15 protein-coding genes and 9 pseudogenes are annotated in these 17684 nt (G+C 69.0%); 11 read left to right on the top strand and 13 right to left on the bottom strand.

Translation table 11 applies throughout. The annotated features are described in order from the left end of the window. Positions 1 to 315 precede the first annotated feature (315 nt). Positions 316 to 695 (top strand): annotated as a pseudogene (locus ACWBNA_RS44785) (Tn3 family transposase); the annotation flags it as partial. A gap of 81 nt (positions 696 to 776) precedes the next feature. On the opposite strand, the pseudogene ACWBNA_RS44780 reads toward ACWBNA_RS44785, so the two are convergent. The 5 genes and pseudogenes from ACWBNA_RS44780 to ACWBNA_RS44760 form a co-directional block, all read right to left on the bottom strand. Beyond that, positions 777 to 1037 (bottom strand): annotated as a pseudogene (locus ACWBNA_RS44780) (alpha/beta hydrolase); the annotation flags it as partial. Between the two features lie 23 nt (positions 1038 to 1060). Then, positions 1061 to 1327 (bottom strand): annotated as a pseudogene (locus ACWBNA_RS44775) (alpha/beta hydrolase); the annotation flags it as partial. Next, positions 1257 to 1547 carry a helix-turn-helix domain-containing protein gene (locus ACWBNA_RS44770; protein ID WP_482710350.1) on the bottom strand — a complete coding sequence of 97 codons (291 nt, stop codon included), beginning with the start codon at positions 1545 to 1547 and terminating at the stop codon, positions 1257 to 1259. The gene ACWBNA_RS44770 and the pseudogene ACWBNA_RS44775, both read right to left, overlap by 71 nt. 122 nt (positions 1548 to 1669) lie before the next feature. Continuing rightward, on the bottom strand, positions 1670 to 2254 hold the full coding sequence (locus ACWBNA_RS44765) for a class F sortase (protein WP_482710349.1): 585 nt from the start codon (positions 2252 to 2254) through the stop codon (positions 1670 to 1672). Positions 2255 to 2440: 186 nt separating this feature from the next. Beyond that, positions 2441 to 2986: a sortase gene (locus ACWBNA_RS44760; protein ID WP_482710347.1), complete on the bottom strand. Its 546-nt coding sequence runs from the start codon at positions 2984 to 2986 to the stop codon at positions 2441 to 2443. Positions 2987 to 3669: 683 nt separating this feature from the next. Between ACWBNA_RS44760 and ACWBNA_RS44755 the strand changes: the two are divergent. The 4 genes and pseudogenes from ACWBNA_RS44755 to ACWBNA_RS44740 form a co-directional block, all read left to right on the top strand. Continuing rightward, positions 3670 to 3732: pseudogene (locus tag ACWBNA_RS44755) on the top strand (DUF6207 family protein); the annotation flags it as partial. Between the two features lie 43 nt (positions 3733 to 3775). Beyond that, a pseudogene (locus tag ACWBNA_RS44750) lies at positions 3776 to 3832 on the top strand (hypothetical protein); the annotation flags it as partial. Positions 3833 to 4005: 173 nt separating this feature from the next. Beyond that, positions 4006 to 4905, top strand: a pseudogene (locus ACWBNA_RS44745) (aldo/keto reductase). Positions 4906 to 5235: 330 nt separating this feature from the next. Then, on the top strand, positions 5236 to 6660 hold the full coding sequence (locus ACWBNA_RS44740) for a family 43 glycosylhydrolase (protein ID WP_482710348.1): 1425 nt from the start codon (positions 5236 to 5238) through the stop codon (positions 6658 to 6660). Between the two features lies 1 nt (position 6661). Here the strand turns inward: ACWBNA_RS44740 and ACWBNA_RS44735 are convergent. Beyond that, positions 6662 to 6884, bottom strand: a pseudogene (locus ACWBNA_RS44735) (CoA-transferase); the annotation flags it as partial. Between the two features lie 178 nt (positions 6885 to 7062). Continuing rightward, positions 7063 to 7332: pseudogene (locus ACWBNA_RS44730) on the bottom strand (fumarylacetoacetate hydrolase family protein); the annotation flags it as partial. Here ACWBNA_RS44730 and ACWBNA_RS44725 point away from each other — a divergent pair. Further along, a pseudogene (locus ACWBNA_RS44725) lies at positions 7327 to 8366 on the top strand (N-acetylmuramoyl-L-alanine amidase); the annotation flags it as partial. The pseudogenes ACWBNA_RS44730 and ACWBNA_RS44725 sit on opposite strands and share 6 nt — an antisense overlap. A 127-nt stretch (positions 8367 to 8493) precedes the next feature. Here ACWBNA_RS44725 and ACWBNA_RS44720 read toward each other — a convergent pair. From ACWBNA_RS44720 to ACWBNA_RS44705, 4 genes are all read right to left on the bottom strand, one after another. Beyond that, entirely contained in the window at positions 8494 to 9270 is a 777-nt protein-coding gene (locus tag ACWBNA_RS44720) for a hypothetical protein (RefSeq protein WP_482710346.1), read from the bottom strand. Continuing rightward, on the bottom strand, positions 9267 to 9878 hold the full coding sequence (locus ACWBNA_RS44715; RefSeq protein ID WP_482710345.1) for an RNA polymerase sigma factor: 612 nt from the start codon (positions 9876 to 9878) through the stop codon (positions 9267 to 9269). Before ACWBNA_RS44715 ends, ACWBNA_RS44720 begins: the two co-directional genes overlap by 4 nt. 215 nt (positions 9879 to 10093) lie before the next feature. Further along, entirely contained in the window at positions 10094 to 10657 is a 564-nt protein-coding gene (locus tag ACWBNA_RS44710) for a hypothetical protein (protein ID WP_482710344.1), read from the bottom strand. Between the two features lie 342 nt (positions 10658 to 10999). Continuing rightward, positions 11000 to 11353: a hypothetical protein gene (locus tag ACWBNA_RS44705; RefSeq protein WP_482710343.1), complete on the bottom strand. Its 354-nt coding sequence runs from the start codon at positions 11351 to 11353 to the stop codon at positions 11000 to 11002. An 877-nt stretch (positions 11354 to 12230) separates the two neighbouring features. Here ACWBNA_RS44705 and ACWBNA_RS44700 point away from each other — a divergent pair. Continuing rightward, a complete protein-coding gene (locus ACWBNA_RS44700; protein ID WP_033532114.1) occupies positions 12231 to 12434 on the top strand; it encodes a cold-shock protein in 204 nt (67 codons plus the stop codon). Positions 12435 to 12881: 447 nt separating this feature from the next. Beyond that, positions 12882 to 13037: a hypothetical protein gene (locus tag ACWBNA_RS44695; RefSeq protein ID WP_482710342.1), complete on the top strand. Its 156-nt coding sequence runs from the start codon at positions 12882 to 12884 to the stop codon at positions 13035 to 13037. A 261-nt stretch (positions 13038 to 13298) separates the two neighbouring features. Here the strand turns inward: ACWBNA_RS44695 and ACWBNA_RS44690 are convergent, their stop codons facing one another. Beyond that, positions 13299 to 13859, bottom strand: a complete 561-nt coding sequence (locus tag ACWBNA_RS44690) for a VanZ family protein (RefSeq protein ID WP_482710341.1) — start codon at positions 13857 to 13859, stop codon at positions 13299 to 13301. A 251-nt stretch (positions 13860 to 14110) separates the two neighbouring features. After that, positions 14111 to 14326, bottom strand: a complete 216-nt coding sequence (locus ACWBNA_RS44685; protein WP_482710340.1) for a DUF6243 family protein — start codon at positions 14324 to 14326, stop codon at positions 14111 to 14113. Positions 14327 to 14548: 222 nt separating this feature from the next. Between ACWBNA_RS44685 and ACWBNA_RS44680 the strand changes: the two genes are divergently transcribed. The 3 genes from ACWBNA_RS44680 (at position 14549) to ACWBNA_RS44670 (ending at position 17677) form a co-directional block, all read left to right on the top strand. After that, positions 14549 to 14866, top strand: a complete 318-nt coding sequence (locus ACWBNA_RS44680) for a hypothetical protein (RefSeq protein ID WP_482710339.1) — start codon at positions 14549 to 14551, stop codon at positions 14864 to 14866. Between the two features lie 606 nt (positions 14867 to 15472). Then, positions 15473 to 16234, top strand: coding sequence for a fumarylacetoacetate hydrolase family protein (locus tag ACWBNA_RS44675; protein WP_482710338.1), 762 nt, complete (start codon positions 15473 to 15475; stop codon positions 16232 to 16234). A 153-nt stretch (positions 16235 to 16387) separates the two neighbouring features. Continuing rightward, a complete protein-coding gene (locus ACWBNA_RS44670) occupies positions 16388 to 17677 on the top strand; it encodes a bifunctional glycosyltransferase family 2/GtrA family protein (protein ID WP_482710337.1) in 1290 nt (429 codons plus the stop codon). The last annotated feature ends 7 nt before the right edge of the window (positions 17678 to 17684 follow it).

Below are 17684 nucleotides of genomic sequence, written 5' to 3'. Positions count from 1 at the left end.
CGCTACGTCTACCTCGGCACAGCAACCGTCGCTGCCCTCACCATCTGGCTCCGAACATGATCGGCCGGACAAGTCCTAGCGGGGTCAACCGTCGTGCAGCGTGATCCGGTGAGGATCAGTGCAGCTCAGCAGCAGTACGAAGGACGCTACCGCGTGGAACAGGTGTGGCGCTATCACCCGATCAGGTAAGGGGCGCGCCGCCTCGAAGAGGCCCGCATCCCAACCAACGGCTGCTCAGGCCGTTGCCCCGTCTGGGGTACCACGGTAGGACGCCCGAAATGAGGCACGTGGCGTCATCGATTGATGATGCTACGCGACGCTGTGTGGCAACTGATGGCCGAATGGCTGGAGGAGGCCGGGCAGGACGCCAAGCTCAGCTTCGAGGTGCAGCCCAACGGGCGGCTGAAGCTGAACGACCGGCTCGGCGCGGTCGGTGAGCCGAAGTCGCTGCGCTGGCTTCCACAGACCACCGCGGCGATGCTCCCGAAGATCGACCTGCCGGACCTGCTGTTCGAGGTCGACTCCTGGACCGAGTCCTGGACGCCTTCGTGCACCTCGGCGACGGCCGCACCCGCATGGAGAACCCCAAGACCTCCCTGGTGGCGCTGCTGGTCGCCGAGGCGTGCAACATCGGCTGCACCCCCGTCATCGACCCGAACGGCGAGGCACTCACCCGGGCCCGGCTGGTCCAGGTTGCTCACCAGCGCAGAGGCGGAAAAGCGGCCCTGCAGCTCGCCGAGGCTCTCGTCCTCTTCAAGGACGTAGGCGGCCACGTAGACCAGTCCGACGACGTTGTCGGTGGTGCCGGCCACGGTGATGAGCGCGCCGCCGTAGGAGTGTCCGACCAGGATGACCGGGCCGTCGATCTGGGCCGCCACGGAGGCGATGTACGCCCATCGGACGCGAGACCGCGCAGCGGGTTGGAGGGGCGCGAGCACGGGGATGCCGCGGCCCTGCAGTTCCGCGATGACCCCGGACCAGCTGCCGGCGTCGGCGAAGGCGCCGTGCACGAGAAGAACGGTGGGGGTGGTGGTCATGTCGAAGTCCCCTTCGTGGTGTCTCAGTGGCCGTGCAGCGCGGTGCGCAGGGTGGCGACGGCGAGCGTGATCGCGGTCTCGGCGGCGTGGGTCTTGCGCAGGGCGTTGAGCATCACGAAGTCGTGGATGATGCCCTGGAAGCGGACGGCGGTCACCGGAACCCCGGCCTCGCGCAGCTTGTTGGCGTACCCCTCGCCCTCGTCGCGCAGCACGTCGGCCTCACCGGTGATGACCAGCGCCGGCGGCAGGCCGGTGAGCTGGTCGGTGGTGGCGCGCAGCGGGGATGCGGTGCGGGGTCTGCTTGACCATCGCGATGATCCGGGAGCGTTCGGCCTCGGTGATCCTTCGCTTGCGGCCCTGCCCGCCCAGATATTCCAAGCCCTCAAGCCCCAAGCGGTTGAACCGGTGCAGCCAGCGGCGCACCGTCTTTTGACTGCACCTCAGCTCGTCGGCGATCTGCGGGACCAGCCAGCCGTCCCAGCTCAGCTCCACCATCCGGCACCGCTCCACCAGAACCTTCGGCGTCGCGACCTTCTGGTTCCTCGCTTCCCGACTCCACTCAGACCAAGGATCTGTGCCCAGCGCGTCCGCCGTCTGGGGCGGGGCATGACGAACAGGCTGGTTCGGTGCGGTCACGTCACCGCGGTCAGCGTTGCGAATACGACGACATTGCCTTGGTAGCCAGTTTCTTCGGCGTATTCACCCCCACAGGTGATCACGCGTAATTCGGGCCAGGGGGAACTGCCGTAGACCTTCTCGTCCGGAAACGCTTCCTTGTCGTAGAGCTCGACAGCGTCGACCGTGAAGACCGCTGTTCGCCGGTCTGCCCGGGTGATCTCGATGGTGTCGCCCTTGGCCAGTGCTCCGAGCCGGTAGAAAACCCCGGGTCCTTCCGGCGTGTCGACATGTCCCGTCGTGACAGCTGTCCCCACTGAGCCGGGAGCCGTGCCATCGCCGTACCACCCGGCAAAGGCCGGCATATCTGCTGATGGTGGGCGCAGTGCTCCTGTCTCGTCGAGGGTCAGTTCCGTCATGGGGGCATCCACGCTGATGGCGGAGACCCGCAGCCGCACCGGATCAGACGGAGGCAGCGCCGACACGGAGGGGTGGTGGGCCGGGGCGGTGCTGCTGGGACCGGGCCGCAGGGAGGGGGAGAAGGACTGCGCGGTCGAAGGTTGCGGAGGCTGTCCGCCTCGTAGCGCCGTGATCATCAGCATCAAGCCCGTCAGCAGGGTGCAGACGAGGAACTTGGTGGAGGGGGTGAACGGGGGGGAAGGGTCGACGGGCTCGTCGCCGGGTGCCATCGCTCTAGCGCCTTTGCTTCGCGGCCGAAATGAGTGACGGGAGCGACTCGAGCCCCCGGACCGACACAGGCCCGGGGGCTGGGCCGATGGAGCAGAGCGTCAGGTGCGGGCGCCGGCCGGGCGGCGGCGCATCTTGATCGCGCCTCCGGCGGCTGCTCCGGCGAGCAGCACCGCCCCCAGGGCAAGCTGTGTGCTCTTGTCGTTGTCCGTCCCGAAACCAGCATCGACTGCACCGCTGGGGTTGCCGGTGCCGACCATGTACGTGCCCGTGACTTTGACTCGCGGCGGGCACTTCAGAGTGACGGTGTAAGCACCGGGCTCTGTTCCACTCGGCACCTGGAATTCGCCGGTCAGTACGCCCTTGCGGTCGCCTGGGAAGAGGTGGAACTTGCCTCCTGCCTCGGACTCGCCCTTCCCGTAGGTCTCCGAGCCGCAGGCTGTCGTGCTGACGCGGACGGTGGAGCCTGGGGCGGCGTGTCTCGTGCTGATGTGGATATCTGAATCACTGGTGGGGCCGCTCGCGGCTGCTGCGGCTGGGCTTGACAGACCGACGGCACCGAGAACCAGACCGATGCCGGCGCCTGCACACTTGATACGCATGAAGTTCCTCCGGGGGAAGCAGTGGCCGGCCGGAATGCGCGGCACCGTTGTTCTGCTCCGCTCATGAGAAAACCGACAGACCGTCAGGGCTGCAACACGGCATACGGACGGATGGGTCACCCGGCCACACCCAGCGACCGCAGTCCTTTGATCATTTACGCAGGTGAGCGGCTTCGAGGGGGAGATTGGAAGAATGCACCGCACCGGTGACGAAGGACCAGCGTCCGTCCCCCTTACGAAAAGCGCGGGACGCCGGTGAGCTTCATCGCAGCGGAGTGCCCTATAAGGCCGACGGAAGCGTGAGGGGCACCCGTCCCGCAAGCGATCCTGGGCCCGCGGNAAGGACCAGCGTCCGTCCCCCTTACGAAAAGCGCGGGACGCCGGTGAGCTTCATCGCAGCGGAGTGCCCTATAAGGCCGACGGAAGCGTGAGGGGCACCCGTCCCGCAAGCGATCCTGGGCCCGCGGTCGGCGTCGGGTCAGTAGTCGAGGTCGAGGTAGTCGATGTCGTTGATGGCCACGTCGGAGAGTCCTGTGGCGCGGGCTCCGGGGCCGGGGTGCGCATGACGCGCCAGCTGGTGCGCGGCAGGACGAGGACCTGGACCAGGACGACGACCCGCGCCCGGCGATCCGGTCCGCTGGGATTGGGGTGGCGACAGCCTGACGGCCTGCTACTCGGTCGGGTGAAGACACGGCAGCGGCGGAACTCTCCCAGGGTGACCGGGCGTAGTGCCGTACACGGACCCGATCCACGAGGCGCACGTGAGCGAGACGGGCCTGGTCGTCGTCGACGTCGCGGCCGCCGACGACGCCACCGTCCTGGCCTTCCAAGCAGCTGCTCGCCGACCGGTGGGCGACGGCCACAGCGGAGCAGACGACGCGGGACGCAGGGCAGCGCGGCGTGCGGCTGCGCTGCTACCTGGACCTGCGCCAGCAGCTGACCGCGGCCGCCGTGGCCGGCCCGACCATGGAGCCGACCACGGCCCGGCCCTGACTCATGACAGGGCGCCGCCTTCGCCGAACAGCGGCACCTCCTGGACGTCAGCTTGAGAGGACCCGCCCGTGATCACGAACACGACCGGAACCGCCGTCCGTCCCGCAGTCGAAAGCGGTGTCTTCCGGATCGGCGGCGACCTGCCGGTCCACCGCCTCGGCTTCGGCACCATGAGCCTGACCGGCCCCGGAGTCTGGGGGAGCCCGCCGACCGTGCCGAGGCCGTACGCGTCCTGCGCCATGCGGTCGAGCTGGGCGTCACCTTCATCGACACCGCCGACTCCTACGGTCCGTTCATCGCCGAGCAGCTCATCCGCGAGGCACTGCACCCCTACGCGGACGACCTGGTCATCGCCACCAAGGGCGGCCTGACCCGGCAGGGCCCCGGCCAGTGGCTGCCGGTGGGCCGCCCCGAGTACCTGCGCCAGCAGGTCGAACTGAGCCTGCGTCACCTCGGCCTGGAGCCGGATCGACCTCTACCAGCTGCACCGGATCGACCCGCAGGTGCCCCTCGCCGTCCAGCTCGGCGCGCTGGCCGAGCTGCGGGACGTCGGCAAGATCCGGCACATCGGCCTGTCGGAGGTCTCCCTGGCCGAATTGGAGGAGGCCCGGGCGGTCACCGAGATCGTGTCGGTGCAGGACATGTACAACCTCGCCGAGCGCAAATCCGAGGACGTCCTGGAGTACGCGGAGGTAAACGGCATCGGGTTCATCCCGTGGTTCCCCATCGCCACCGGACAGCTGGCCAGGCCCGGCGGCCCCCTCGACGCCGTTGCCAAGGAGTACGACACGACGCCGCCCCAGCTCGCGCCGGCCTGGCTGCTGCGTCGCTCGCCGGCGCTGCTGCCGATCCCCGGTACGTCCTCGGTGGCCCATGTGGAGGAGAACATCGGCGCGGCTCGGATTCGTCAGCTGGACGGCGACTGGCCGTGCGGATGGCTCTTGGTGAAGTGCCCGCGGGCTGGAAGGTGACGTGGGTGCCGGTGTCGGCGCGCTCGTCGGTGGCCGGCAGGAGGCGGGCGGTGGTCGACGCTCGTTTCGCGGCCGCCCTACTCGACCGAACCCACCCGGGTGGTTCTCGCCTGGCCGGACAGGGAAGGCACACCCTCTTTGTCGCCGTGTGAAACCTGTGTGACAGAAGCGTTGACGGGGTCTTACGCGAGAACCTATGTTCTGGCCGAGCTTACGAACTGTGTTCGAAATACCGGCAGAGTGTGAACTGTCGACGCGTCCCCACCCCAGCTCCAGCCCCAGAGGGAGTAGTCCGTGAGACCTGCACTCACCCGTCGAACGGTCCTCGGCATGATGGCCGGCTCGGCCGCCGCCACCTTCACCGGTGTCTCCGCCGGCACCGCCCACGCCGCCGTACCCGCGTCACCCGGCGTGACGTACACGAACAGCATCGCCGAGCAGCGGGCCGACCCGCACATCTGGAAGCACACCGACGGCTTCTACTACTTCACCGCCACGGTGCCGGCGTACGACCGCATTGTGCTGCGCCGCGCCACCACGATCCAGGGGCTCTCCTCAGCCACTGAGACGACCATCTGGACCAAGCACGCCAGCGGCCAGATGGGCGCCCACATCTGGGCTCCGGAGATCCACTTCATCGACGGCAAGTGGTACATCTACTTCGCCGCCGGCGACGCCAACAACATCTGGAAGATCCGGCCGTACGTCCTGGAGTGCACCGCCGCGAACCCGATCACGGGCACCTGGACGGAGAAGGGGCGTATCGCACTGCCGCTCGACACCTTCTCCCTGGACGCGACGACCTTCGTCGTGAACGGCAGCCGCTACCTCTCCTGGGCGCAGAACGACCCGGCCGTCGGCTCCGGCACCAACATCTACATAGCGCAGATGTCCAGCCCGTGGACCGTCACCGGCACTCCGGTCATGCTCAGCCGGCCGACCGCCTCCTGGGAGACCGCCGGAGGCCAGACGGTCAACGAGGGCCCGGCCGTGATCCAGCGGAACGGCAAGGTCTTCATGACCTTCTCGGCCAGCGCCACCGACGCCAACTACTGCATGGGCATGCTGACCGCCTCCGCCTCGGCCAACCTGCTCAGCGCCTCGTCCTGGGCCAAGTCCACCGGCCCGGTCTTCGCCAGCAACGCAGCCACCAGCCAGTACGGCCCCGGCCACAACCAGTTCACGGTCTCCGAGGACGGCAAGTCGGACATCCTCGTCTACCACGACCGCAGCTACAAGGACATCAGCGGCGACCCCCTCAACGACCCCAACCGCCGCACCCGCGTCCAGAAGATCTACTGGAAGGCCGACGGCACACCCGACTTCGGCATCCCGGTCGCCGACGGCCTCACCCCGATCCGGCTCTCCTCGTACAACTTCCCAGACCGGTTCATCCGGCACTGGGAGTTCCGCGCCAAGACCGAGCCGAACGTCTCTCCGCTCGCCGACTCGCAGTTCCGTGTCGTCACCGGTCTCGCCGGCAGCGGCACCGTATCCCTGGAGTCGGCCAACTTCCCCGGCTACTTCCTGCGCCACAAGAACTTCGAGGTGTGGGTGGAGAAGAACGACGGGACGGCCCAGTTCCGCAGTGACGCCTCCTTCACCGCCCGGGCCGGCCTCGCGGACTCCGCCGGGGTCTCCTACGAGTCCTTCAACTTCCCGGGGCGCTACATCCGCCACTACGACTACCTGCTGCAGGTCCAGGCTCTCAGCACGGCGACCGACCGGGCCGACGCCACCTTCTACACCCAGTGAGCGTGAGGCGAGGAGTACGCCCAGCCTGGCCGTCGACGCCGCAGTTGTTGGGGTCGACGTTCAGGCCGGTGGTGCCCTGAGTTCAGGCCGGTGGTGCCCTGAGCATGCAGGGCGCCGATGAGGGCGGCGGGTACCCCGGACAGCCCGAACCCGCCGACAACGAGCGAAGCACCGTCGGGGATGTCGGCGACCGCCTCGGCGGCGCTCGCGCTGACCTTGTTCACGTGGGGGGCTTTCGGTCGGAGGTCGGCCGCGGGTCGGTCGCGGATCAGTGGCCGATCGCAGGGTGCTGACGCGGATGCCTCCGCCCGAGTCAGCCCTCGGTCACGGCCGCGCCCTGTCCGAGCGCGGCCCTTGTGACGACGAAGACCTTGCCGTCCGGCTTGCATTCCGCCGCGCGGTTCACGGGCGCAGCCGGGGGCGTTTGCGGGCGGTCGGCAGGGCACTGGGTCCGCCCCGGCGACCACGGTGTTGGAGACGCTGCCGATGCCCTCGACCGTGAGGGTGACGGTGTCGCCGGGCTTCAGCGGTGGCGGGTCCTGGCGGCCGCGCACGCCCCAGAGCTCGGTGAGGCAGCCGCCGTTGCCGCAGGTGGCGGAGCCGAGCATCGCCGGGGCGTACGTAAGTGCCCCTGGAGGCGTATGCGGTCATCTCCTCGAAGGTCCAACTCATTTCACCGCGGGCACCAAGTACACGTTCAACCGGATCTCCGGCCACCGCGACGGCTACAACACCCAGTGCCCGGGCAACTCCCTCTACGCTCAGCTGCCGACCATCCGCACCTGGGCGGCCGGCCCGGTGCAGGGCCTGAAGGTCACCTCCGTCAGCGGTGCCGCTCTGTCGGGTACGACGTACTACACCAAGGGCGCCATCACGGCCCGATGGACGGCGACCAGGCCGCCCTCGCTCATCTCCCGGTTCGAGCTGCTGGTCGACGGCAAGGTCGCGGCCACCGCCTCCGGCACTGCCACCTCCGCGAACGCGACCCTGGCGGTAGGCAGCCACACCGTCGCCGTGCGGGCCGTGCACCAGTCCGGCAAGACCGCGACCACCGCCGCGCTGAACGTCGTCGCCGACACCACTGCGCCCGCCTTCACCACCACGCCGAAGCTCTCCCTGCACACCGGCACCGTCAACACCACCGCCGTCCCGGTCACCCTCGGCTGGAAAGCGACCGACGACAAGGCGCTGCGCGAAGTGAAGCTGGTGTCCCCGGCGGCCGCCACCTTCGGCCCGACCACCACAACCTCCAACCGCACCGCCAACTCCGGTACGCCCCCACCTGGACGATGCAGGCGTTCGACTACGCCGGTAACTACCGCACCGCGTCCGCCTCCTACACACCGGTGATCCTGCAAGAGACCTCGGCGGTCAAGTCCGGTAGCTGGAGCACCCGTTCCTCCACCAGCTACCTGGGCGGCAAGTCCTACTCCAGCGGCTCCAAGGGCGCCGGCCTCACCTGGACCTTCACCGGCCGCTCCGCCTCCTGGGTGGTCTCCCGGGCCTCCACCTCGGGTCAGGTGTACGTCTACGTCGACGGCGTCAAAATCGGCACGGTCGACCTGAAGTCCTCGACCACCCTGTACCGGCAGGCGATCTGGACCAAGACCTGGTCCAGCAGTGCCAAGCACACCATCAAGATCGTCGTCGTCGGCACCAGCGGCCGTCCCACCATCACCACCGACGGACTCGTCTACATCAAGTAATCCCGACCGCCCTTGGATCGCGGGCGTTTGGTGCAGAGGGCCCTCGTCCCGCCTGGTCTACCAGGCCGGACGACGGGCCCCTGGTGGTGCGGTAGGTCCGGTCCGGCGGGCTGGGATCAGGCGCTGTTCAGGGCCGGTTGGAGGGCCCCCTCGACGGCTTGGCCCCGGCGCTCGGCTTGCCTTGACCCTTCCCGGTCTTTTCTGCCTTCTCCGTCTTGTCCGTCTTGGTCGGTGCCGGGGTGGCCTCTTCCGCCGGTCCCGTCAACTGGGCGCAGTAGGACGCGACCTGTTGTTCGCCGCCCGCGGCCTGGACGAGACGCTGCCATGCCGTGGAGTTCAGGGCGTGCCCGCGGTCCTTGACCTTCTCGTAGGACCGGCAGTGCGCCTCAATGGCCTTCGCATTGCCGGGGTGTGGGGGAGAGGCGGCGGGTGCGGTGCCAGACCCGGTGGAAGGAGCATCCTGTTCGCCGGGCATGGCCGTGGGTGTGGGCGTGGACGGCCGACGTGTGCTGTGGCCGGCACCGGCTTCGGGAGGCTGCCGCTGCGCGCTGTCCACCACGCCGATGGAGGCGAAGGCGATGCCGCCCAGCAGCGTGCTCGACACGAGGGCGAGTGCCCCGCCGCGCGCCCAGCGCTGCTTGCGGGTCCTTGGGCGCCAGTCGTCCCGGCGCCGGGTACGCAGGGCCCCGTCGCCCGCCACGCGGGCGCTTCGGAAAGCGGCAAGCGCGGCCTGCTCCGCACCGTCTTTCACGGGCTGCCGTCGCAGTGCTTCACCGATCCGCTCGGCCGTACGGTCCAGGCCGGACGTATCGTCACGTCCGGTCGTATGACCGAGGCTTGGGGCGGCCTCGGGCTGGTGCGCCTCGCCGCTCAACCGTTCGTCTCCGTTTCGAGGGGTGTTCATCTCGGTTCCCCCAGCGTCCGCGCGACATCCTGTGTCACTTCGTCGGGGCCGAGCAGGCGGGCCAGGCTCCTCACCCCACGGCGAGCCAGGATCCGTACGACGGCGCTGGGTCTGCCCATCACCCGTGCGACCGCGCGCTCGTCCAGGCGCACGACAAGCCGCAGGAGGACCGCCTCGGCCTGGGCGCGGGGGAGGCGGGCGACCAGGGCGTGGGCCGTCTCGGTGGACAGCGTAGCTTCGGGCAGGGTATAGGCGATGTGGTCACCGGTCTGTGGCGTCCAGGGGCTTCCCGGCGAGCGGGACGGTGCACCGCGACGTCGGAGGTGGCCGCGCGCGTGGTGCCGGGCGATGCTCGCCGTCCAGCCACGGAATCCGTGCCCGTCGCCGCGGAACCGTGGCAACTCGCGGGCGATCTCCTGCCAGGCAGCGGCGGCAACGTCCTCGGCGCGCTCACCCAACAGCCCGCGCAGGTAGCCGAGCAGGCTCGGCTGCACCAATCGGTACAGCACCGCGAACGCCGCCTCGTCACCGTCCTGCGCCCGGGCAACCGCCGCGCCCAGCGCCAGATCGTCGGCCGGCACGCGCTGAGCGTGCCCTCCCTTTCCCACGATCCGTCCCCCCGCTGGCCGAGCAACGCCCCGGAGCGTACGGCACGTCACACCGGCATCCCAAATAGTCGGTGGCCACGCCACACAACCGCACGAACGAACGCCTGTGCCCGCATGCACGCAAGAGGATGGGCGCGAGCCCCTGCGGGGCACCTCCGCGCGCGACCAAGCAACCACTGGGCATGTCCGCCGAGTCGCCTGGACGTGAAACTCTGTCAGCCAGGCGCCCGGCCCTCGGCGCCGTCGTCCGGGATCGCCCAGGCGGGACGGGCGGGGGAAATCGCCTGCCGCGGCCGCCCGGTGGAGCCAGGGCGCCGGCTGGGAGTTGAAGCGGGGGCCGGTCGCGGCGGACTCGGCGCGGACAGTGGGGGTAGCTGCCCGGTGCCGGCGGTCGCCGGTCCCCGGGGTGGCGTGAAGCGGGCCACCTCGCTCGGAGACATACCGAGCAGACGCCCGGCGTCCCCTTGGCTCACGCTCAGCTCGTCTACGAGCTCGCGAACGGCGGCTGCGATCGCCTGATCTTCGACGGCGGCCGCAGCCGCCCGGCGGCGCCGTGCTTCCGCCACCGGACCGAGCACGGGCGCGAGTTCTGGCACTACCATGTCCAGGACGATCACGTCCGGTGGGACACCGATGGCTTCGGCGACGAGGCCACGCGCCAAGTCCTCGGCACCCTCCAGGGTGCGGCTCTGGGTGTGCAGGTCAAGGCGGGGGACGTCGACGGCCCACCACCGCCCGATGCGGCGCAGCAGGACTTGGACTTCGTAGCAGGAACCCACGGCTCTGCCTCCTCTCCCTTCCATCGGCCGGGGCCGCTGCCCAGTCTTCCTGATTTCGACTGCGCCGTTGGCCCGCCTGCCCGCGTCCCGTCCGGTCAGTACTTCCGCCGTTTGATGGTGCGTGTGATCGGCCGCCAGCTGAGCCTCGGCGTCACGGCGTTCGCGTACCAGGTCCTCAGAGATCGGCAGGTGATCGTTTCCAGTCGAGGTGCGTGCCATCCCGCGCCTCGGCCCCGTGCGCGACGAGTCGGCCCATCGGCTTCCGTCACGTCCCCGCACATTCGTCGGCGCGGAGGCCGCAAACGGCAGCGGTTTGTGGCGTGTAGTAAAGGCTGGCCGCTGTCAGGCTCGGTTGAGCCGGGCGGCGACCCCATGGCCGATCAGCAAATACATGACACCCGGGAGGCCGTAATTGAGGACAACTCGTAGACCCTCTGTGTCCATCGTGAAAATATCCTGCGACCACCAGGCCAGCCAGTCGGCCATTCTCTGCACGAACTCGACGAATACATTGGCCTGGTTCGCGTCGAGCAGGAACAGCAGGACCCATAGGCCGAGCAGGCCTGCCGCGATGTCGGCGATCGTACTGACAGTGAGGGCTGTGCGCCGCGCGGCGGCCTGGTGGCGCACAGGTCGGTCCGGGCCCGCGGGCTGATGATACGTCTGGTATCCGGGAACCGGGTCGATGTTGCTCACAGGAAATCCCATCTGCTGAGTCATGTTGACGCATTCGTTCCGGGCATCGAGATTCAGCCCGGGTCAGCGCCCTGCTTCTGCCTGCTTCTGCGTTCCGCATGCCCTGTCGTGTTACACCGGCGTCCGCGATGACCTGAATATGGCCTCCTGCTTAGGCAATTGCCGAAATGTTCGGGCGACAGGGCAATTTTCCGAATGGAACGGAGGAGGCTGACCGGAGGGGGCATCACGACCCCCGGACCAGCAATGTGTGTCATTCGTGATCAATTCATGATGGTGACAAGTGTGCGCCTTCATAGGGGTGTCGGTCTCGCGGCCATCTCCGTCTGCACGTGACATTCCTGATGTGCGGTGCGCTCTGGGAAGTGACCCCGGATGGGGTCGTGGCGCGCTCATCCTCCGGGGGAGGTATGCAGGCGCCGATAGGCAGGGGCAGGCTCGGTTTCCCCCCGTGACTGGGTCTGCCCCTGCTCACACAGCTCCGCAACTTCACTGGACTCAATGTGTGGCCCAGGGTGTGGCAGTCCGGGGCTCCAGCGCGCTGTAGGGGGTGGACCCAGGACCCAGGGGTCTCGTGGTGCCCACTCGCCCCTTTTTTCGAGTGGGAGGTCGCGCAATGAGGGGCAGGCAGGTGAGTACCCCGTCGTCTGCCTGCCCCATGCGTGGCCCCTCGAGAGACGTCCGGCCCGGGCGTCGTCTGCCACCAAGTGGGGAAGGGCCGGTGCCCGGCGAGCTTGCAAGGCGTGCAGGGCTGTGTCGCCAGTGGGGTGAGTGCCTCGTTCCGGGGTAGAACGGCTGTTGGCTTGTGCGAGGGCACAGAGCCGGAGCATGCCCGGACGAAGGGCTGTTCCCGGGAATGACAGAAGGATCGACCAGTATGGCCAGCGGCACCGTGAAGTGGTTCAACGCCGAAAAGGGCTTCGGCTTCATCGAGCAGGACGGCGGAGGCCCGGACGTCTTCGCGCACTACTCCGAGATCAAGGGCAGCGGATACCGCGAGCTGACCGAGGGCGAGCACGTCACCTTCGACATCGGCCAAGGGCAGAAGGGCCCGCAGGCCCAGAACATCATCCGGGGCTGACCGGGCAGGTAGGTAGGGCGAGGCGGCTGCCCAATCCGGCAGCCGCCTCGCTCATGGGCGTAAGGGGTCCCGTACAGGTTGAGTTTTGGCGCGGTCGGGCTGCTGACCTCCCGGTTGCGGCCGCTTTTGCCCATGTCCCTGGCTGGAGTTGAGGAGTGGGAGGGCGGNGGGCGCGGCGGCTGCCCAATCCGGCAGCCGCCTCGCTCATGGGCGTAAGGGGTCCCGTACAGGTTGAGTTTTGGCGCGGTCGGGCTGCTGACCTCCCGGTTGCGGCCGCTTTTGCCCATGTCCCTGGCTGGAGTTGAGGAGTGGGAGGGCGGAATGAGCGGCGCGGACGCAGCCGTTGCGCGTCGGCGGGGCCGCCGGGCCCTGCCGCCGTCCGCGCGGCGGCGCCGTCATGTGGGGGACGTCGGCGGGGGGAAAGGTCGGGGCAGGTGCGGTGCCAGCGTGCGGGGCGGCGTCGGCCGGAGGAGTCGCAGCGACGTCGACACCGACTTCGCCCAGCCGAAAACCCGCCAGGTGACCGTGCTGGTCCGGCTGTGGCCGGGGGCAGGGCATCCCCTCTACGAAGGCGACAGCACTCTGCCCGCACTGCGGCAATGACGACGTAGCCCAGCGCCGGTGATCGCCGGCCATAGAGATCGAACCGGCGCCGGTAGTGGTTTGCTCGAAGGCGAGCCGTCCGGCGGTGTCCCATACGACCAGCTCGCCGTCCAGTGCGCTCGCCTCCAGTAGCTGCGCGGTACCGGCTCCAGTCTCCGGAGGACCAGCGAGGCCGGCCGGAGTGGCCCTGGCCTTCGGTAGGCACCTTTGGACGGATGCGTCCGTGACAGCAGTTGCCTTACTCCGCCGATCGGCAGGATCTCAGTCTGCGGCAGTGGCCCGCCGTTGGGTGAAGCGGTGCCACCAGTGGCGGCGCCTGGGGTGCACGGCGCGGCCGAGTCGACGGCCGATCAGCAGGTAGCCCAGCAAGGCGCCCGACGTGTTGAGCAGGACATCATCGATGTCGAAGGCCCGCCCGGTGACCAGGGCACCTTGTACAAGTTCGACCAGCAGCATCACCAGGGCCGTGACCACTGCCACGCGCAGCAACCCACGGACTTTGGGAAGCAGCACCGGCAGCAGCACGCCGAACGGGACGCCCAGCATGATATTCCCGCCGAGCTGCTTGACGGTGTCACGGAAGGCGGGCTGCGCAAGATAGTTGCGGATGGAATCCCCGGGGCGCAGATTACTGTGTGTCAAGGACACGGAGGCAGCCGACGGTTCCAAAGTGAGCCGGGCCAGCACCACGGCGAAGGCCACGGTCACCGCGAAGGCCAACAGCATGGCAACCCCCCGGCCCCACCACGACAAGGGCTTGCCAGGGTCCGCCCCTCTCCGCGCCTTCTTTGCGGCTTTGTCGTACAGAGCTGTGCGCGCCATCACGGGTCCCCAGTCAGATCGGTTGGACGTCCGTTACCCCCGATGAGGAACGGCACACAGTCGGCGGTTGACCGCCGCCCAGTTGCGGGAGATCACTGGTGTACTCGCCTCCCCCTGACCCGGACACCGAAGAGCGCATGCGTGCCCGCCACGCCCGCGCCGCGAGGGCCCCGATACGGCAGGAGGGCCCGGACCGCGCGTCGCGGTCCGGGCCCTTCCCCGTGGGGGTGCTGCCTTGCCCCCGCGGTACGTCAGCTCTGTGCGGTGTCGTCGCCCGTCTGCCCGGCGCCCTCAGCTGTGCCTGTCTTCTCGCGCATCTTGCGCACCAGCTCCGCCTTCTGGTCAGCTGCGCCCTGGCGGTCGAGGTTGCGGTGCGGACCGTTGTTCTGCCGTTCGGCGCGGGACAGCTTCTTGCGCTGGCCACCTCCCATGCCCACGGGGTTGTTGATGTTCTTGCTCACGGTCACGGGTTCTCCCGGTAATGATGTGAAGTGATCTACGGATTCACCGGTGGGGGACGGGCGGCGACATCGAAGGACGTCAGAGGGGCCCGTCACGCTCTCACTCGTAAATCGGGGTCTGGAAGAACATGATAAAGACGTTACTCGGTTCCGTCGGCCCCGCACACCAACCTTTTCGCCGCCTCGGCGTCGGCCGGGCCTTTGGCGAGCGCCCGGGGTCAGCCGACGATGCCGATCGTCCAGGCCCTGGACGGCAGGGGCCCGCTCCCTGCCGCTGTCGGCGCGGGGCTGCGGGATGGCGTCGGCGCCGTTGCAGGCGGTGAGCTGCCCGGCATGGTCGACCAGGAGCTGGCCGACCTCATCCGGCCGGGCCTGACCCCCGCACAGGCGGGTGTTCTCGCCGTGGCGTCCTGCCCGCGAGTGACGGACGTCCTTCTGGCCGCCGCCGGTGCGCCACACTGGAGTAAGGCGACCGACGCCGTCGCCCAACCTTCCCTGACGCCGCCCAGTTGCGGGAGATCACTGGTGTACTCGCCTCCCCCCTGACCCGGACACCGAAGAGCGCATGCGCGCCCGCCACGCCCGCGCCGCGAAGGCCCTGGACGTACGAGTCGAGCCGGGCGGGGAGTTCTGGGGTTGGGCCGGGCGCACTCTGGGTGCCCCGGCCCGCACCGCCGCGGGGCAACCGGCGTGGCTGCGGCCGGTGCGCAGACTACGTGCACACCTACGTGGTCTCACGGAAGCGGCGCAACGACCTTGATCGGTGAAACAGGAACATGACGACACTGCCGGGCGAGAACACGCCCGAGAAGCCGTTGAGCACCCGGAAGCGACGCGTAGGGCTGCGCCTGGATCCTGGGTGCGCTGGCCGTAGGAAGCGTTCTGCTGGTCGGCGTCGTGAACAAGACCGCCCATCACAGTCAGGAGGGGACCGGAAGTGTCGAGGCCATCCGCTGCATGACGTGCATCATCTGGCACGGCCCGTAGTAGTCAGTGGCCTTTGTGGCACGGGTGTGGCACGGGTGTGCACGGAGGTGATCACGCGAGAGGGCCAGTTCGAGAGGATCAAGCCTCCGAACTGGCCCTTGGTCATGTGCCAAGTGGCGTGCTCAGGCACACCGCCCAAGCCGCCGGACACGAGTCGGCCGGTCCGTGGTGATCAAAGGCCCCGTACCCGGATTTCGGGGCGCTGATCGCGTCCGGCGACGACTGGTGGGAGCGGGCCGGTGCCGATACCGGGGAGCGTCACAGGCTGGACGACATTTATGCGCCACTGATTGTCCGGCCGGGCAAGATGGTTGCCGTCAGCCCCAACCATTCAGTTCGAGTGCGGGCGTTGGGGCGCCCGGTCCCTGCCGCGCCGGAGTTCTACGTGCGGAACAGCGGGCATGTCGTCGTCGGTGCCGAGGACGACATCCGCGTGCCGGCCGGGGGCAGGATGTGTTCTGGGGTGTGGAGTTGGGCGTGGTGATCGGGCGAAGGGCCCGGGATGTGACGGCCCGATCAGCCCTGGGGCATGTCGCGGGCTACACCGTGGTCAACGACGTCGCTGTGCGCAACGGCTCGGAGGGCATCCTGTCGGCTGCTGTTGCGACCGTGGTGGGGCCCGCCTTGGTCACCACCGACGATGTGCCAATCGGTGCTCGCGGCTTGACGATGAACTGTCTCGTCGACAGGCGCGTCCGGCAGAAGGCGAGCACCTCGGAACTGCTCTTCGACGTCGCCACCGTCATCGCGCACGTCAGCAGATCCGTCACCCTGCTGCCCGGCGATCTGATCACGACCGGAACGCCGACCGGAACGGGTGCTGGCCAAGAACGCGAGGAGCCCCCTCGGTCAAGAACGCAGGTGATCAGTGTGATCAGAGGCGTCGGCGAACTCCGCAACATCGTGATGCGGCCGAGTCCACAGTGAGTCGTGGGAGTGCTTTCGGCCATTGATCTGACTCCCCGTCAGTTCTCGGTATTCTCCCCCCACCCCCACAGGCGGGACGGCAACAGTGAGGTCGCGGCCCTGGACCAGGGCCTGTGAGCCGCAGTCTGCCGTCCCCTCATGCCTGAGGAAGCCATGACTCCCACCCCCCACCTCACCGACAACGCCGCCCGCATGGAGCGGCCGGCCCCGTTCCAGCCCGTCGACCGCTTACTTCTCCCGGAGGCCGGTACCGCGACGGTGGACATCGTCGTGCCGGTCTACAACGAGGAACGCGCCCTGCCCGGGTGCCTGCACACCCTCCACGCACGTCTGTCCGAGGGTTTCCCCTTCCCCTGGCGGATCACGGTCGCCGACAACGCCAGCACCGACGACACCCTCGCCACCGCCCGCCGCCTCGCTGACGAACTGCCCGGGGTGGGCGTCGTCCACCTGGACCGCAAGGGGCGCGGGCTGGCCCTGCGCACCGTCTGGGGCGCCAGCGACGCGGACATCGTGGCGTACATGGACGTGGACCTGTCCACCGGTCTCGACGGGTTGCTCCCGTTGGTCGCCCCGCTGGCCAGCGGCCACTCCGACCTCGCCATAGGGTCCCGGCTGGCACCCGGTGCACGTACGGTGCGTGGGCCGCGCCGCGAGTTCATCTCCCGCTGTTACAACGGCATCATCCGGCTCACCCACGGCGTCCGCTTCACCGACGCCCAGTGCGGGTTCAAGGCGGCCCGCACGGAGGTGCTCCGGCCGCTGCTCAAGGTGACCCGCGACGACGCGTGGTTCTTCGACACCGAGCTGCTCCTGCTCGCCGAGCACAACGGACTGCGCGTGCACGAGGTGCCGGTCGACTGGGTCGAGGACGTCGACACCCGGGTGGACGTGATGAGCACCGCCACGGACGACCTGCGGGGCCTGTGGCGCATGGCGCGCCTCAAGGCCTCCGGTGGTGCCCGCGTCGCCGTAAGACCGCGCCCCGCACCGGCCGCCGAGCACCCCGACGCCGTCCTCGCACCCGCCACGCGACGCGGCGTGCTGTCGTGGGAGGTCGGCTGCTTTCTCGCGATCGGCGTCGTCTCCACGGCCGGACAGGCACTGCTGTACTGGCTGTTGCGCGGCTGGTGGACGCCTGCCGTCGCCAACCTGGTCTCGCTGTTCGTCCTGACCGTCCTCAACACCGAGGCGAACCGGCGCCTCACCTTCCGGTACTCCACCACCGCGCCCGCCCGTGCCCACCTCGGTGCCGGGGGCCTGTTCGTCCTCGGATACCTGGTCACCTCCGGGGCGGTGCTGTGGTTCAGGTGGCTCGATCCCGGCGCCGCACCGGCCACCGAGACCGCGGTCCTCGCCGTGGCGTCCGTCGCCGTGACCGGCGTCCGCTTCGCCGTCCTGCGCCTGGCCGTCTTCGCCGGCCCCCGCAGCCGTACCCGCTGACGAGAGC

Source organism: Streptomyces sp. Q2, from assembly GCF_056820935.1.
The sequence above is the reverse complement of the archived record's forward strand: the minus strand, read 5'-3'. Positions and strand labels throughout refer to the sequence as shown.